We start from the raw sequence: 18,779 nt of genomic DNA, 5'->3' as shown, positions 1-18,779 counted from the left end.
TGCGTAAGCTTTAATTCTTTTCGCTTTTGTTTTACAAATACTTGTATTGAATCCATATCTATACCTTTTCAGGTATAAATGTAAAAAAATGAAATAATACCCTTTCAGGTATAGTTTGTGTTAAATTTAATGTTTTATATCCGATAGGTGGTATTTTATGAATTAAATAGAACGTGTTTTTCCTTCAAATGGTCCATTAAGATACTAATCCTATTAATTTTTCAAGAATTGTCCATGATTATTCAAATGACAACAAAGGTTTTATTAGTTGGAAAGGCCTATTAGAAGAGCGATTGACCTAAGGATGTCCAAATTTTAGTGCTATAAATAAGCATATTTGATGCCTAATATGACCTCTAACTACTTTTTTTTATAATCCCTTCCTATTTCTTGGTATTTTTGAATGATGATAAGTTTTACACAAGCAAAAGAGATAATTGTTTATCTGATGATAGATAGGAGTGTATTTTGCTTTTTTTAATCGTTTCATCGAGTAAAATTTTATACCTCGCGATACAATAAATAAGATCCTAGCATTCATAGGGGTTTATCCCCAATTTTTGTATTTTTGTGTAACACTTTTTTCAAAGTAATTCAAAGGAAAATCAACTACATTTTTTTTAACAGATAAAAGAGTATTGTACAGACAGAAGAAGAATTAGATGTTTTGTTTCCAGATCAATTTGATTTATTTCAAACAGTATGATAAATATTGTAAACTTAATCATGTCCATATCTTTGATAAGTAATCCCTAATTTGTCGCGTTGTTCTTTAAAAGCCTCTTCACTTATAAATTCAGCTGAAAAAGTAAAAAGGTTTAGCATGACTTTTTTATGTTTTAGACTGCATATATTTTCTGATAATATTTTATGTGTTTAATATTGTTGTTTATTCTTTATTTTAATTTTATTACTATTTATTAACTTAAATATTGTTCTTATAGTTAGTGTTTTTTCTATTTTATAAAATATATATAATTATTGTTAGGTTAATTTTAAGTTAATAAAAAAATTACTATACTTGTTGATTATTTCTAGATTGATTGCGATTAAGTATAAAATATAATTTTTGTATTTTAAATTATCATATATAATACTGTTTTATAAAAGTTTTTGAATTTGATTTTTTGATATTTTCTTAATGTTAAATCAAATTATTGTTTGAATAATTAATTTTTAATGGCAATGAAGCATTGAATTTCAGCCTAGCACTACCTAGAGCACTTTACAGTAAATCTTATTGTTCTGTTCTTTGCTTTCAATCGTTGCATTTAAATCTTAGCATATGTACAAAACCTTACTCTATTCCCTTGTTATTTTATGTTCAGGCACACTAAGTTGTTTCGGACAAAAAACGTTTAAAGACAGTCATCAATTGTTTTGGGTGAAAGGTGTAGATACGCCTAATAGCCATACTGGATTTAATTATCATGCGCCTATTGCATTTAGTGGTGAATTTCCAGTGCTCAATAAGAAATTTACTTCTTCGACCTTTAGCTATGTTTTTTATGTAGTAAAGACGACAAAAGGGGGAGAGAAATTATTCTCACTCTATGATTCGGATGAGTTGCATACGTTTTATACTGATGTAATCAAAACCAATTCGGAAGTAAAGGTTGATTTGTCCTACTTGAATCAAGGGGCTGTTGTCAATTTTAATTTTTACAATAAAAATTTTAAAAAGGGAAAGTCTAAGGGAATTATGTATTTAGATAATACGTATGATAAGACGACAACTGCCTTGTACGAGGTTTTGATTTGTAACGACTGCTCTGAGTCTTTAAAGCGCAATCAAATTGATACTTATTTGGCGTTGAAGTATGGAATTACATTGGGTGATAAATCCAAGTATTGGAGTAGTAAAGCAGTCAAGGTTTGGGATGAAAAGCAGGATTCTTCTTTCAATAACCACATCATTGGTTTAGCAAAGGATCAGTATTTTGGTTTGAATCAAACCGCTACCAAGAGTAATGTAGAGCCGGCTGTTGTATTCAAAAAAACGGATGCCACCACCAAGTTAGAAGACCAAACCTATGTGTTGATTGGCGATAATGGCAAGGAAAAAACGTTTGACGCTCAGAACAATCGCTTTAAGCGCCAGTGGTTGGTTCAAAATAAAGGAGAACACGCCCTGACCTTTGATCTGGAGGTTGCCGTTCAACCAGAGAAAGAGAATACTTATTTTTTATATACTTCACAAGGGGGCGAGATTGCCCATGATGTTACAGATACTGTAAAGTTGCGCTTTGCAGCTATCACAGTACATCCACAGTCTAGTACCTATTTGTCTATTGGCAGAGTAAAACCATTTGCTATTGATATTGAACAAGATAGTTTAGGAATCAATCGCAGTTATAAGTTGGGAATGAATGAAGTAGGGGAGCCTCCTTTTTACATTCAGGTAACGGATGTACAAACCAAACAAATCCATGCTTTTATCAGTGAAAGTACATCCTTTCCTTTAGTAGGGTTACCTAGCGCTACGTATGCTTTGAGCGTGCAAGATACCCAAGGGCAACAAGCGGATATTGCATCTGTTGTTTTGGATTTCTCTGAGGCAGATCAGCTGAGCCTAGCTTCTACTTGGGCATTACAAGGACGTGATTTGATCGAAATTAAACCTCAAATTAAGAGTAAAAACAAACAATACGGATACCGTTGGTATTTAGAGGATAAGCTTATTTCTACAGCTCCAGTTCTACGGGTAAACTACCCAGGTAGTTTCTCGTTGGAGGTAACGGATGTACGAGGTAAATCACAGCGTTTTGGATTTACGGTTGACAAGCAAATTAAAACAGCTGATGGTATAGAGGAGCAGTGGTTGGTCACTCCTAATCCGGTGGTAGCAGGAGAGGAATTCACGGTACACTATGATTTTGAATCCGCTAAACAGGTTGATTTTTATATCTATACCCTAGAAGGGAAATTCATTCAACGCAAAAAACTAGGCCTCATTGAAGGAGGAACATACACCTATCGCTTAGCGGGTAGAACAACGTATTTGCTAGTTTCTATCATCAACAACAAAACATCTTTTCAAACCTTAATTGTTAAATAACCTTACTATGATGCAATTTTTTAAACGATATCAAAGAGAGATTTCTACTTTTATTTTGATAAGCTTACTACAAAGCTTTGTATTTGAGGTTTTTACAGCTTATGCAAAACCAATTCCTATTGCTGAACGCGCGTATTTTTATGGAACTTCTCCTGTGTTAACGGAAGAAGAGAAATACGACAACGAAGTACTGGATGAACAAGAGGGCGTGTATACCCTGAATCCTGAGGATTTGTTTACGGTTGAAGAAGGAAAAGAAGAAGTAAAAGAAGAAAGAAGAAACACCTACACCTCAAGTTTCAGTTACTAGAACTGCAACGGAGGCTAGAATGGCTCCAAGAATGGAGGGATCTTCTACACTATATGCGGCAGATATACCGTATGGGGTGATTGGTCACAATGAACACCTACTGTATGATGATCCAAGTGATAACTTATTTAAAATACAACTCGCTGATGCGGTTGATCCTGCAGCTACTTATGTGCTCTCGTATGAATTGTTTGGCGCTTCTAGTGCGATTGAAGTGGCGAAGAGTATTAACACCACAACGAGTGTGGGTGGATACCTGACTAGTCAAAACAATCAGTGGACCCGCGTAGAGGAATTTGTATCACCTGCTAATTTAAAACAAGGCCTCAATACTATTTTATTTACTGCAGATTCACAGACTAAATACTATTTGGTTCGCAATTTACAGCTTGAAAAACGCGTAAATCAACCACAAGGAGATAAGATTCAGGTTAATGATGTGGTGCGTGATAGTTTAACAGGCAAAGTGTATGTGTCGGGAGTAGTTCCGCCACATCAACAAATGGAACTATTTATTTCAGGACAGCAGATTCCGATCACTCATCATACATTTGAGTATGTCGCCCAAGCAGAACAAGCAGTAGCAGAGCCCTTGGTTGTAGAACTCAAGGAAAAAGGACAAGTGGTTTATACCCAAGTTATACCAGTAGAGACAAGTAAAGCATTCGCTCAAACGAAAGCGGTAACTAAAGCGTATGATCGTCATCACTTTGAGGTACAAAAAATTGAAGAAGCTTCTGTTTTTGGTTTCGGTCAAGTGGCTCTTGAATTTCCTCAAGGTAGCTTTAAGAAAGATTTCGTATTGTCCATGCAAGAACTTCGTGCAAGTGATTATGCTCCAACGGGTATGGCATTGGTCAATGTAACAGCAAACAATGGAGCTTATCGTTTTTTACCAGATGGGATTCAGTTTGACAAAGATGTTACAGTAAAAATACCGTATGATGTAACGGCAATTCCTCGTGGATATAGTGCCAAAGATATTCAGGTATTTTACTTTGATACGGATAGTAAGCAGTGGACCAAAGTAAAGGTAATTGATGTATTAGAAGAAACACAACAAGTTGTGGCATTGACCAATCACTTCACAGATTATTTAGCAGGCGTGATTGAAGAACCAGAGAGTCCTGATGGAGATGCTTTTGCCCCAACGACTATTAGCGGAATACAAGCTGTGAATCCAACGGAGAGTATTCCGATGGTTAGTGTGCCTCAAATTAATGATAAAGGAGATGCAGCGTTGCAATTTCCATTGATATTACCTAAGGGAATCCACGGGATGACTCCTGATATCTCGGTGAATTACAACAGTAGTGCAGATGAAGGGGATTTTGGATTGGGATGGAGTTTATCTGTGCCCACGATATCCGTAGATACTCGGTGGGGAGTTCCGTTGTATGACAATGGAAAGGAAACGGAGTCTTACCTCTACAATGGGGAGGAATTGCTTTTGGTACAAAGTGATAATATCTTATATGCACCTCATAAAGATCGTTTGATTAACCGTGTAGCAGATGCTACTTTTCAAAAAGCACAGCACAACCCCAATCAGGTCATCAAACGCTTGGGATCTGCTAATAACTATACCTGGGAAGTGACTGATTATGCTACGGGATGGATTTATGAATATAAAACGTATGCAAAAGGAAAGTGGTATCTGTCCAGGGTAAGTGATGCTTACAAAAATGCAATGCGATATGAGTATGGAAGAAATGCCAGTGGTGATTATCAATTGAGTAAAATTATGTATAATATACAGGAATCGAATACAACTACGTTTTCTGATTTTAGCCAATTTGAAATTGAAATTCATCGAAAAACGACGATTGATTCCCCATCAGGCCCTCGTCGTGATGTGAAAGTAAACAATCGCTCAGGAGAGGAATCCAAAAGTGTGGATTTGATCGATAAAATAGTGATTAGTTTAACAGGTAAATCTTGGTATTATTATACACCAGAGAATGAATTTGTATCCTTTGGTCATATGTCTAATGAATATGAGTTTAAGTATAAAGCAGGTCAATTTGGACGAAGCTTGCTATATAAGATAATCAATAAGAATAGCAATAATAATTATGATCATAATTTTAATACGACACAGCCTGTAATCGAAGAATATACTTTTGATTATCACGATGATATAGGAAGTGGTTCTTTATTTGAAACAAGTGGAAAAACCTATAATACGTTTAAGGATTATGCGACGGATTATGATGATTTTAAAATTTATATTTCGGCATTGGGTGGAACAGAAGGAAAATCGACGAACTTTAGTGGTGGTGGATCTATTGGTATTGTTACCCCAGTTTTCCCTAGTTCTTGGATTCCATTTAGTTGGGCTGCTACCTTTGGAGCAAATTTCGGAGGAGGATCTTCGAATTCCGAAACGAAGGTAATGATGGCGGATATTGATGGCGATGGATTACCAGATAAAGTATTCAAGGATGGGAGTAAGTTTTTCTACCGTAAGAATTTAGGTGATAAGTTTTCGTCAGAAGTTTTCCCGATTAAAGATCTTCCTAACCTAAGTTACTCTAGAAATACGAACAGTGATATGGGGTTTAGTGCGAATATCATGGTTGGAAATTATACAGAATCGGACGCAAAAAGCGCATCTAAAACAACGACCTATATGACGGATGTGAATGCCGATGGACTCTTGGATGTTGTGGATAATGAACGCGTGTATTTTGGGTATATTGATCCGAGAACCAAAGCACCTTCGTATAGTTTAGATAGTTCGATTACGCCTGTAATTATTCTAAAAGAAGAGGATGTAGCGCCTATATTGAATCCAATACCTCAGGTAGATATGACTAATGGCCCGATGGATATCGTTATGGTTTGGCGTGCGCCAAAACCAGGACAAGTAAGGGTATCAGGAACCATTACCAAACAACATGTGGATTTAGAGAATGGAGTGAAGTTTTCAATCGAGCGTATGCATGAAACCAATATGGGCAATGCAACTTATGTTTTAGGGCCTAATTTAATGCTATCTACGCGTGAGAGTCACAATCATACCTTGACCGTAGTCAAAGGAGATTTGTTGTTTTTTAGAGCACATACCAATCAAACTCCTTTTGAAGAATTGGGAGTGAAGTGGAATCCTCGTGTTGAATATACAGGCGAAAATCCTGATCCAATTCAAGCGGCTTCTCGTCATGAATCATCTTATGATGAGGGGGTTTTAGTAGGAACTAACTTAGAACATACTTTCAATACTAAAGGAAAGTACCGCTTGGAGTGGCCTAATTTTAGCAATTACGATGAGGATCGAGTGACTATTCGCGTTTCTTTTTTCAAAAAAGGAACCGATGGCGGAGGAAACCTACCTGTAGTAGGAAATAATGTAGTGATTTATGAGAAAACAAGTAATATACGTGAGTATACGAGCTTTAATTCACCTAATCTAGACTTAGACATGAGTTCGATTACCAGTGTACCGAGCAGTTTTCTTTATGTTAAGGTAGAAGTGTTGAGTGATTCTGAAATTAATTGGGGGCAACTAGATCGAAAATTCAAACCCAAATTAGTCTCTCTAAACCGCGAGAATACGGATGTTTACTTAACGCCTTATTATGGCAATTACAGCAAGGTACATACAAGTTATACACCTTTACAATTCATTGCTTCGGGACCTAATGTTCGTGTAACAATAAAAAATAATTTTTCTTTACCTGCTTGCACAGAGGCCGTTTGCCGAGATCGTTATGTGTATTTAGTAGCCCGTTATTCTAATGGACAAATTGTTCCTTTGGTGAACTCTAGTTCAGGTGCTCCTTCAGGGTATACTAAATTTCGTTATAAATTTAATGCAGCGGGTAATATTGTACAAAAGCAACGTTTAAATGAAAATTATGTTTACCAAAATTTAGATGATAGTAATAATATTAATTTAACTACGAGTATTGGTGAAAGATTCTTTTTTGAATATTATACCACAGAATATAAAATAGGAGAATTGTTGGATGCGTATCAAAACAGTACAGCAACTCCGTTAATTAAGGTAACAGGAGGCAGTCCTGCCCCTTATACTTATATGAAAGGGGTAGACAGTACAGGTAAGGTAAAAGCCAACGTTTACACTTCAGAACAAAATACTGCTTGGGGGCCGATGTTCCGAAATTGGGGGCAATTTGCTTACAAAGGAGCGGATGTTGGGCAACCGTATGAAGCTATTGTGGGTAAAAATATACACCCTTTTAATTCTTCGAGTACCACGAGTACAGGAGCAACAGCAGAAGATATTTTAGGGAATCCCAACACGACTTTAGATCAAGTGGAAATGAATATAGAGGATATCCGAGGGATGGCTGGTAATATGACAGAATCCTTTGCTATGCTCTTGCCAAACAAGCAAAAAGAACGCTGGGAAAGCCATGAGCATTTGTATGTTTCTCGTTCAGGAGTTAGCCCCTATACGCGATTCTTAACGGATGAAATTCCAGATTTACGCCCACCAACAGTGCCAGTAGGTAATTATGGAGCTGCGGGAATTAATAAATATTCTGCTGTAAAGAATAAGAGTAAAAACAGATCGTTAGGGTTTGGTATGCTTTCCATTGGCGATACCAAAGTTGATGGATCGAGTGAATTGTTGAATGAGTTTATGGATGTCAATGGCGATGGTTTTCCTGATATTATTGGTGAACGCGTTCAACTAACAGCGAAACGAGGAGGACTTTCTAATCGTATTGTTGAGGCTAATTTCACAATCTCTACTTCCATTAGAGGAACCGGATCTTTATTGGGAGGGTCATATGCTGGTGTTCGCAGCGGTGCTACTTCAGGAGCAGCGAATGATGGTAAATTGAATTTAGTAGTCGGAAATCAAGGAAGCGCCTCGGCCAGCCGTAGTCGCTTTAGCACCACCAATACCACGAAACGCTTTTATGTAGATATCAATGGAGATGGATTGGTAGATATTGTGCAAGATGATGGCAGTGTATTATTAAACTATGGAGGCGTATTTAGAAGAAGTACTACTTGGGGTAGTATTCCTTTTCAAAAAAATATTACAGAAACTAAAAATGGCGGCGGCGGCGGCGGTTTCTCAGCAATATCTAATATGGATATTTCTCTAGGTATGAGTTTCTCAGAAAGTACATCTCGAGATCAAGTGTTTTATATGGACTTAAATGGGGATGGATTACCTGAAAAAATTGATGATGGGAAGTATTACATCAATAGAGGTATTGGTTTTGAATCTTCAGGATATCCTGTACCAGGAAATCAAGCACAGAAATCAGTTGAAGGAGGGTTGAATGGAAATATAACAATTTGTATTTATTTTCCAATTCCTATTATTTTTACGGGACCGAAGTTTTGTTTTTCTTTTGGAGCTGCTGCAGGACGAAATGTTTCGAGTGAACAAGGACGTTATATGGATTTTGATGGGGATGGATTTATGGATTATGTTACTTCCTCTAGAAATGAAAGTGTAACCGTATATAAATCGCGTATTAAACGCACGAATTTATTGAAGAAAGTAACCCAAGCTACGGGAGCTACTATTAGTTTGGATTATGATGTGAAAAATCCAATTGACGGAACAACCATCGGAACAACGTACAAAATGCCGTATAAGAAATGGGCTTTGACCAAAGTATCGGTTTATGACGGTTTTGAAGGAGATGGTAAAAATACTACCCAGTACGCGTATGAGTATTACAATGGGTATAAGGATCGTAAAGAGCGTAACTTTTTCGGGTTTGGAAAAACAAAATCACATCTTTTACATGCTAATGGGGTTCCTTTCCGTACCGATATAACGGAATATGTACAGGATGGTATGCGCGATAATGAATTGTATATGCCAGGAACAAGTTCGGATCTTAAACAATACATTTATAAAAAGGGATTACCGAAAAAGACCTATACCTTAGATAAGAGAAGAAGGCTCTTAACCGAAACGACTTATGACTATAAATACTATGATAGTCGTCGTATAACAGGAGATATTAATACAGTAACAACTTCGAATACGGAGGTAAATGTATTTACGGAGAAATTATCCGTATTGCCTTTGGTGACCAATATGCAAACCAAGCAATGGATTTATCAAGAGGAAACGGGAACGAATGCATTAGTGAATCAAATGCAACAAAAATTCCTGTTGTATGATAAGAAGGGGAATGTCAAGAAGTATCAGGATGTAGACCGCGGACTAACGGTAGATATCACGTATAATTTGGGACGTAAAACCATGCCGATTAGCCATAAAGTGAGTCTGACCGCAACCAATCAACAGTTGCGCTTGACCAAAGCAACACTTGTGTCAAATGGAACCAAGTATTCGAGTGTGAGTAAGCATTTGTCAAATACAGAAGCGGTAACGGTTAGTTTTAAATACAATGCTGTTGGAAATATAACCGCTAAAATTTTGCCAGGAGGGTATGCGTTTGAATATTATTATAAATATGATGATCATATAAGAATGAATCCTCAAGCATACACCGGAGATTATTTTAATCTTGTACCTACGAGAATAGTAGATTCGTTTGGTAATATAACGCGAATTTATCCTAATGCTTTTGGAGCACCTGTAATATCTGTTGATACATACGGAGAACAAATTCAGTATAAATACGATGCATTCAATCGTCTATTAGAAGTGAAAGGACCTTATGAAGAGGAATGGACGATCCGAAACAAATATTTGAGTAATAGAAAGTCTATGACTCAACACAATCTGGGCGATGGGTTCATTTTGCATACCAGTATGTTTACCGATGGACTAGGACGTGTGATTCAGGTGAAAAAGCAGTTGGAAAATGATACAGAATACGAAGGTTGCGAGAGTGGTAATGTAGCCCTGCGACTTGCGGTGTCTGGTAAAAATGTATATGATGAGTTTGGGCGTGTGGTGACGAATTATCTTTCGGAAGAAGAGCTGTATTGTAGTCCATTGGATTTGGATGCTATGGGATTCAATAACCTGAGTCCACAAGAGGTGTTTGAAACGATTTTAACTACGTATTATCCAACAACGGATGAAGATAGACGTAAAATTACAACAACCTATGATGATCAAGACCGTGTATTGAAACAGTTGGTTAACAGCTCTAATTCCCTGACAGAAAATACGTATAGTTTCGAAAATCAATGGATGACGCATAAGGTTGTGTTGCCAGAAGGAAATACAACGGTTAGTTATTTTGATAAATTTGGGCAAACGGTAATTCAAAACCAATTGGGTAATGGGCAAACATTGAGTACAATCTTTGCGTATGACAATTTGGGACAAGTGAAGGAAGTAGCCAATGCAGCTAATCATTTTACTAGATATGAATACGATTTACTGGGGAGAGTGAAGCAAAAGGAGACCTCAGCTGCTGGAAGAACTTCATATAAATATGATGAATTAGGGCAAGTTGTTGAGAAAATAGATGGGAATGATTTAATTATTAATTATGAATATGACTTTAATCGCTTAATAAGGGTAAGTGGACATGAGATATCTACAAAGTTTAGATATGAACAAGGAGGACGCTTAGCTTTAATGGATGATAATACAGGGACACATGCATTTAAATATGGTAAGCTAGGAGAAGTAGTTGAGGATCTGAAGATGATTCGAGATAAAAATGGAACGCAGCGTTACTTTAAAACCAAATACAAGTACGATTCATGGGGTAGAATCCTGCAAATCATTTATCCAGATAGAGAAAAAGTGTTTTACAGATACAACAGCGTAGGACAATTGATCTCTATGGTGAATCAAGATAATTTTGAGTATTTAACTAACGTGAAGTATACTTATTTTGATCAACCGTATTTTATTCAGTATGGAAATAAGGTAGAAATGGTTCAAGAATTTGATAGCTTGGAACGCCTACGTGCAGCACAATTTGGAACAAGGCAAGGAAATAATCACTTGGGTATATTTTCTAGAAATGTATATAGGTATGATAGAAATAACAATATTTCAGATGTGTATAATGAATATAGTCAAGAGGAACGACTCAATATAGGAGGAAGGTATAAGAAGAACTATAAATATGATGCCTTCAATCGTTTGGCTGATGCTTATGGACAATGGGATGGAAAGTTTGAAGTGCATAGTTATAATTTAGAGATGAAGTATAACAAGGATCATTCTATTGCTGTGAAAAAGCAAAGCCATCGCGTGTATGATCGAAATAGCCAACAAACGAGAAATACAGAAAATGCTTTAACTAGAAATTATCAATATGGTGATGCTAGTGTACCTCAATTAACGGCTATTGAAGGAAGCCATGCGGATGGAATCGGGTTTTATCAAAAATTTAAGTACATGGCGAATGGGAATATCAATGAGATTGAATCTTCTGGGAATATTCCTGATGCACTAGAATATCAAAAACGTATAATAGATTGGGATGGTAATAATAACATCATAAAAATTAAAGAAAATACCGGAATAACCAGTACGTATTTGTATGATGGAAAAGGAGAACGCGTGATTAAGCGTTTGAGTGGAGGAAATAATCTGAATATCAATGGAGAACACATGCAAGATGGGATGTATGGCACAGATGAGGTCTTGTATCCAAGTGGTAATTTGGTATATACCGACAGAATGTATACCAAACATTATTATGCCAATGCCAAACGCATAGCCTCTCGTATTGGAAATTCTGATGATATTTTATATTTTGAACGCGAAGATTTCAATGAAGAAGAGTTTTCAACGACCGGTCCGAATCGTCCTGATTTATCGTTATCGTCAACAAATCGAGGAAAAAGGACAAGCATTCGCAGTGTAAGTGGCCCAACAAGTGGCTCATCGAGAACAAATGGATTGAGAGATGTTAATGGAAATGGCAGTCAAATGTCAGAGACCATCTGTAGAAATCAGATTGACTTCTTACTAAATAGCCTATATAATACACCTGAGAAGGAGTATTGTAGAAGACAATTATTAGCTATTATAGAAGAATTTACACGCTATGAAACGCGTTGTGTAGAGCCTTCGTCCAATCCGAACCAACCCTGTTTGCGTTATGAACGGGTAGCTGTTGGTGTGGATTACTGCTTGGCTTTAGAAAAAATCAATGCTACGGGCTGTGTGAAATATACCGACGATGGGTTGATTATCGATCCAGAAACGGGGTATATTTACGATCCGCTTACAGGAATTCCGTATGATCCAATTACCAAGAAACCAATTGATTTAGGACTAGTTAAAGACGAAGAAGAAGCAAGACGTCGACGATTGCAATTGGAGTGTTATAATCTCTTGTTGGATTATATCCATTATTATGAAGAAATAGATGATAAACCACAAAGCTATTATGAGCTTCTTAGGTATTACATGTGTTTACGTTGTACTAAATGCGAAGACTGTGCTTATTTACCAGGTGTGACTTTGCATGAAGATGGTGTGACTTATATAATTAATTTTTGTACATTAGTTGTTCCGCCACTTCCACGAGATCCCGATCCGCAACCCGAACCCGAACCTGAGTTCCCAGCGGAAGAGATAGGAGAAGGCGAAGAAGAAGAATGGCAGGATGATCGTCAGGAAAGTAGACCAATTGAAGCCAATCCATTGGAACAACACGGTCCTGTTTGGTGGTATCATAGCGACCATTTGGGCAGTACGTCGTATATTACCGATGTTTTAGGAACACCTGTACAGTACGTGGAGTATTTACCGTTTGGAGAAGTGATGGTGGAACAAAGCACCAACAACCTCTTGGAGAATGTGTATAAATTCAATGGTAAGGAATTAGATACGCAAACAGGGTATTACTATTACGGAGCGCGATATTACGATCCAGGTACGAGTATATTTTTGAGTGTGGATCCGTTGGCGGAAGAGTTTCCTGCATGGATACCATACCATTATGTACACAATAACCCGATTAATTTGATTGACCCAACGGGTATGGCAGCTGATGGATGGATTATTAATGAAAAATCAGGTGAAGCAAAATTTAGTGAAAGTTATGATGGAACGAATACACCTGATGGATGGTACTATGGAGACGCAATAATTGGAGATAAAACAATTTATAATGCTGATGGAACACATCAACCAATTGATTCGGGAAGTGAAAATTGTGTATCATGTCATCACGATTTTAGGATTGGAGATGGAAATGATAAAGATTTAAGTGGAAATTTAGGAGGATATCATATGTATGGAGGCGGAAGTGATGATAATGGTCGTAAGAGAGGAAGTATTAAAGGAATTCCTAAAGTTGTTAATGCTGATGATTTTGGAGGTAAAGGAGCAGGTGGAGCGGTTACTAAAAAAAATAGCATTTTAGGGTTAATTCAATATTTTAGTAGTGCTATTAGTGATTTTACAAATGATAAAGATAAAGCTGTGAGAGAAACTAATGATACTATTTGGGTGAAAACAAAAAATCCAATGGGCGTTAGTATGAAAGGATATAAATTAAAGAATCAAAAAGTTGAAGAAGATGATAAAAAGTAGATTAATAATATATGGTAGTTTAATTTTTTGTTTTATGAATTTTTCCTGTGACTACACTAAAAAGGACAGTTATAATTCATTTGATATTCAATTAGATGCTATGTTTTACGAATTAGGAAAAAATGTAGATAAAGATTGTTTATTGTTAGAACAGTTAATTATTAAGGATTTGTCAGTTTTAAAAGAAAATAATGAAAAATATAATATTGGTAGCCAAATAAATAGTGAATTTAAACAGTATTATGATTATTTGACTTATGTGGACTCTATTAGTAGTATTAATCAAAGAAATGAATTCTTTACCGAAGGGCAATTGAACAGTGAAGGTTTAATTTTTTTAGAGAAAAGTAAAATAATATTAAGTAAAATGAATTCATATATAAAAAATGATGATTTGTTGGAAAGAATTGATTTACTTTTAGGAATAGATGATGTACAGAATGAAGATGGAGTTTATTTAAAGTATTTAGATTACTATTATAATGGAGTTCCTCAAAATACTTTCAGTTATTTAATAAAGAATAGAAAAAGAGATTTATTGTTAATTGAAAGAGAGATACTAACTATATTAAAGTAACAAATAAAAACTCACCCCAACCTTCCAAAACGGATCGTTGGGGTTTTGTTATTTTAGGGGGTATTGTTTAGTGGATAAAAAGAAACACCCTACCACCATTACACTATTAAAAAAGGCTTCGACTTTAACCAACGACAATGGTAGAAGTGTTTCAAAAAGGTAAAGTACAGCCATAGACTACAAAAAAGCAACAGTGGAGTAGTAAAAAGAGTAGTTGGGTTTTGGGCAGTGGTTTATATAATAGCAAACAATTACAATGTACACTACAATTTAAAGGCGTACAATTGATTTAAAAAGTGTTTTGCTGTAAGTTATCTATTGCAATAAAATTAAATGGTTGTAGCAATGTATTTAAAAGTAGTTTATCGTCAGTGGAGTAGTAAAGAGGAACGAAGTGAGTCGAAGGCTACGACAGTGAGGATAAACAATTGTGGTTTGAAATACTACTTTTTTACATTGAACTAAAGACTACCATTGAAAAGAATAAAAACAGCCAAATGAAAATCAAAAGATTGTATGTATTTATTTTTGCAACATAGCAATTGATTCATTAAAACAAAGTAAATCGATTGTACGAAGGATTTACTGCATTAAAACCAATGTTTGAAGCAAAGAATGATATTGCATTTACTTTATTGAAGTACAAAAGCAGAAAGTAGTCGACGTATTAAACTACAAAGCAGAAATACCATTGTTTTTACTTTTAGTACAACAATTAAAAAATAATACAATGCATAAAGAGCCAAACAGAGATCAATTACTTCCAAGAAAAGAACAAGTAAAACCAACAGAGCAAAAGATAGTTAATACTCAGCATAAATCGATTGTAAATCAAATATCATCTATAAAAGAGGAGATAGAAAAAAAAGAACAAAATATATTCAATACTCAAGATAACTTAAGTACAACTCAAATACCTCTGATAAAAGAAGAAATAAAAACAATAGAGCGAAAAACAGGTAATATTCAACGCAATTTAGGGGTAATTCAAGTACTACAATTAATAAAGGAAAAGGCAGAAAGAAGAGAGCAAATTATGGATCAACAAAAAATTGAGGTTCCCTATTGGGGACTTAATTCTGTTTATTCATATAATGATATTAAGACAGCGAATAGTGATGTTAGAAAATTTTATAATCAATTTAAAAAAAATTTTTTAACTCATGTGTTTTTGCCACTGACAAAAGATGAAATAAATTATGCTTTCGTGCTTTTATTTGATTTTGAAAGAGAGTTTTTGATTACTAATGATTATGAGAAGTTAAAATCTAATTATAATATTCTTGTTAAACATTATCCAAGAACTAGAATTTATTGTGAACAGATATTAGAAAAAAGAAATGCAGTTAATACAATAAATATTGCTACAGAAGTTGTAACAGAGAGTGAATCTATTCAAAAAGAAAGTAATGAACAAATAACTCAGGTCCCATATTGGAATAGTGGATACATTTATTCAGTTACTGCCATTAAGTATGCTGAAAGGGAAATAAAAAACTTTTATAATAAGTTTAAACAGGACTTTAAAAGTAAATCATATATAAAATTAGAGCAAGATAATTTAGGTTATGCTTTTACTTTAATGTTTGATTTAGAACAGGAACATCAAGAAAATAAAGACTATTTGAAATTAGAATCGTATTATCGTGTACTTGATGAGTTGTATCCAAAAATAAGTAAATATACTGCGAGTATATTAAAGAAATATAATTCAAACACGTTATCAAATAATTATGGAGACCTGATCCAAAATAATTCTCATGGTAGTTATATTAATTATAATGAGCAGGATTATTATGTAGGGAATTATATTAAGGAAAAGTTTGATTTAACTCCAAAACAGATTAGATATTTAAATAGAATTGGTATTTATCATGAGACAGTTTTTAATCAAGCTGAATTTTGCTTTAATCAACAGGGGCTGGTATATTGTAGAGTAATAGATGCTTTAGAAAAGTACTGTAAGAAGAATAATACAACTTTATCTGTTAGAATTGATGAAATAGCAGCTCTACTAAAAAAGCATGATTCAAATCCATACTATGCTCAGTATTATTCTGAAGGATCGAGTTTAAAATCCTATAAACAAGAAATTTATAGATACTTTTTTAAGCTTACAGAGAATAAAGTCCGTGAATTTTATAATCACAAACGCAAGTTAAATGTAGATGCTCTACACACAAAACCTGAAATAATTGACCTATTTGAAGATTTGCAAAGAGTTTTTGAAGAAGCATTGGAAAAGGAGATTTTGTTATGTGAACCTGCAAATTTAGAATCAGAACTTGTTTTAAATAAACAAAACACAACAAGATGGAAAATTGCATTTGAGCAAATTGTAAAAAATATTCAAAATGCAGTAGAGTTTAAAAAAGAGATTGATCAGTTAGCTGAGTTTAATAAGTATAACCCTTCCATAGAAAATATCTATTTTGATGCCAGTAAGCACATTGCAAAGCAGGATCAATTATTGGCTTTAGAATATTATTTAAAATACATCCAAGCAGATTTAGATTCTGCAACTATAAATAATAAACCACTGAATAAAACCACACTTAAAGTATTATTTAAGAATCAGCAGCAATTAGATCAGTTCAATGTTATTTTGGATAATTTTTTAAAAACAAAGGATTTTGAGCGTGCAGTAAAGGAGCTTAAAGGCATTTATGAAGTTAAGCGAAAAGAAATTAAGCTTGATTTTGAAAAGATAAGTGATGTAAAAAAGCAACTAAATGAAACTGTTGAGCTTTTAAATGAATATTTAGAAGATGAGGATGTAGAATCAGAATTAGATACTTCGTTATTAGAACAATTGGCAACAAAACCAAAACAAGAAAGTTTGTTTAATGAAGAGTTAGGATATAACACACATGAAATTGAACTTTTACAGATGATTCAGAATTTTAATAATGAAATTACGCGTGAATTAGTAGAAGAGTTTGCAAGTGAGAATGGGGTGTTTGTAGATTCATTAATCAACAATATTAATGAAAAGACCTATGAACTTATTGATGACAATTTAATCGAAGAACAAGAGGATACTTATACAATTGAAGAACAATATTATCAAAATATACTAAAGTAATGACAACTAATATCAAGCCAAAAGAAGCAACAGCTATAATTAATTCTCTTATTGGAGGTGTAGTACCTAAGATAGGAGTTTCTCATATTGCAGTAGGAAGAAATGAAGAAGTAAATGCCTTTATTAGCGCTTTAGAAGATGTTAAGAATGGCCATAGTATAATGAAGTTTTGGATAGGAGATTTTGGGTCAGGAAAATCTTTTATGCTTCATTTATTAAATACAGTAGCATTAAAGCAAAAATTTGTAATTGCTAATGCAGATTTTACTCCTGAGAATCGATTATACAGCAACGATGGTAAAGCAGTACTTCTTTATTCTGCTATTATGAATAACCTAGCTATTCAAACTAAACCTGAAGGAGGGGCACTGCCTATCTTACTGCAAAAGTGGATTGAGAGTGTTTTAATGAAAGTTTCTAAGGATAATCAAATTCCACTTACTGAGATTACACAAGAACAAAATCTTCCACTTGTTGAAACACAAATTATGACTACGATTAATGAACTATCTGATGTAGGAGCATTTGATTTTGGATCTGTAATTATGAAGTATTACCAAGGATATATTCAGAATGATGAAAACCTAAAAAAATATGCGCTGAAATGGTTGAAAGGCGAGTATAAGACAAAAACAGAGTCAAGATCAGAATTGGGTATTAGAGAAATTATTGATGATCATAATTACTATGACATGCTTAAAAACTTCTGTAAGTTATTTACAAGTATTGGATACAGTGGACTTATGATAAACTTAGATGAAGCAATTAATCTCTATAAAATTCAAAATTCAGGTACAAGGGAAAAAAACTATGAAAAAATACTAACAATCTATAACGATTGTTTACAAGGTAAAGTAGAGAACTTATTCTTTAATATAGCGGGGACAAAAGACTTTTTAGAAAACGAAAGAAGAGGTCTTTTTAGTTATAATGCTTTAAAAACTAGACTTCAAACCAATAGATTTGAAACGCAAGAAATTCGTGATTTTGCTCAACCTGTGATTAAACTTAGACCACTTAATCACAATGAGATTTATGTACTACTTAAAAATCTGCAAACTATTTTTAATCAGAATTATCAAATTGAATCTCAGGTTGATGATCAAGATATTAAAAATTTTATGGAAGAGATTTATAATAAACCAGGCGCACAAGAATTCTTGACTCCAAGACAAGTTACACGTGATTTTTTAAATATATTGAATCTATTAAGACAGAACCCAACGTTAAACAAGGACTCTTTGTTTAAAGAAGTTAATGTTTTAGATGAACGCCATGATATGGATTTATCGTATTTAGATACCATTGAAGAACTATAAA

Annotated in this window: 6 protein-coding genes and 1 pseudogene; 6 read left to right on the top strand and 1 reads right to left on the bottom strand. The window is 34.4% G+C overall.

The features are described from left to right. Nucleotides 1-723 precede the first annotated feature (723 nt). A pseudogene (locus M2306_RS05015) lies at nucleotides 724-825 on the bottom strand (IS1595 family transposase); the annotation flags it as partial. 460 nt (nucleotides 826-1,285) lie between these two features. Between M2306_RS05015 and M2306_RS05010 the strand changes: the two are divergent. The 6 genes from M2306_RS05010 to M2306_RS04985 all read left to right on the top strand — a co-directional run bounded on the left by M2306_RS05010 (nucleotide 1,286) and on the right by M2306_RS04985 (nucleotide 18,778). Then, a complete protein-coding gene (locus tag M2306_RS05010) occupies nucleotides 1,286-3,058 on the top strand; it encodes a DUF8202 domain-containing protein (protein WP_259190819.1) in 1,773 nt (590 codons plus the stop codon). 7 nt (nucleotides 3,059-3,065) lie between these two features. Further along, complete coding sequence (locus M2306_RS05005) at nucleotides 3,066-3,368, top strand: hypothetical protein (protein ID WP_498882780.1); 303 nt, start codon at nucleotides 3,066-3,068, stop codon at nucleotides 3,366-3,368. Between the two features lie 19 nt (nucleotides 3,369-3,387). Further along, nucleotides 3,388-13,797 carry an RHS repeat-associated core domain-containing protein gene (locus M2306_RS05000; protein ID WP_498882779.1) on the top strand — a complete coding sequence of 3,470 codons (10,410 nt, stop codon included), beginning with the start codon at nucleotides 3,388-3,390 and terminating at the stop codon, nucleotides 13,795-13,797. Further along, nucleotides 13,784-14,374, top strand: coding sequence for a hypothetical protein (locus tag M2306_RS04995; RefSeq protein ID WP_259190822.1), 591 nt, complete (start codon nucleotides 13,784-13,786; stop codon nucleotides 14,372-14,374). The genes M2306_RS05000 and M2306_RS04995 overlap by 14 nt, the downstream gene beginning before the upstream one ends. A 730-nt stretch (nucleotides 14,375-15,104) precedes the next feature. Next, nucleotides 15,105-17,459 carry a tellurite resistance TerB C-terminal domain-containing protein gene (locus M2306_RS04990; protein WP_259190823.1) on the top strand — a complete coding sequence of 785 codons (2,355 nt, stop codon included), beginning with the start codon at nucleotides 15,105-15,107 and terminating at the stop codon, nucleotides 17,457-17,459. Further along, nucleotides 17,459-18,778 carry an ATP-binding protein gene (locus M2306_RS04985; RefSeq protein ID WP_259190824.1) on the top strand — a complete coding sequence of 440 codons (1,320 nt, stop codon included), beginning with the start codon at nucleotides 17,459-17,461 and terminating at the stop codon, nucleotides 18,776-18,778. Before M2306_RS04990 ends, M2306_RS04985 begins: the two co-directional genes overlap by 1 nt. The last annotated feature ends 1 nt before the right edge of the window (nucleotide 18,779 follow it).

Origin of the sequence: Myroides gitamensis (genome assembly GCF_029894455.1) — a bacterium.
GTDB lineage: Bacteria > Bacteroidota > Bacteroidia > Flavobacteriales > Flavobacteriaceae > Flavobacterium > Flavobacterium odoratum.
The sequence above is the reverse complement of the archived record's forward strand: the minus strand, read 5'-3'. Positions and strand labels throughout refer to the sequence as shown.

What these genes read in the sequence shown, in the direction of transcription:
- M2306_RS05010 (WP_259190819.1), top strand. Translation starts at nt 1,286, where the DNA reads ATGTACAAAACCTTACTCTATTCCCTTGTTATTTTATGTTCAGGCACA.
- M2306_RS05005 (WP_498882780.1), top strand. Translation starts at nt 3,066, where the DNA reads ATGATGCAATTTTTTAAACGATATCAAAGAGAGATTTCTACTTTTATT.
- M2306_RS05000 (WP_498882779.1), top strand. Translation starts at nt 3,388, where the DNA reads ATGGCTCCAAGAATGGAGGGATCTTCTACACTATATGCGGCAGATATA.
- M2306_RS04995 (WP_259190822.1), top strand. Translation starts at nt 13,784, where the DNA reads ATGATAAAAAGTAGATTAATAATATATGGTAGTTTAATTTTTTGTTTT.
- M2306_RS04990 (WP_259190823.1), top strand. Translation starts at nt 15,105, where the DNA reads ATGCATAAAGAGCCAAACAGAGATCAATTACTTCCAAGAAAAGAACAA.
- M2306_RS04985 (WP_259190824.1), top strand. Translation starts at nt 17,459, where the DNA reads ATGACAACTAATATCAAGCCAAAAGAAGCAACAGCTATAATTAATTCT.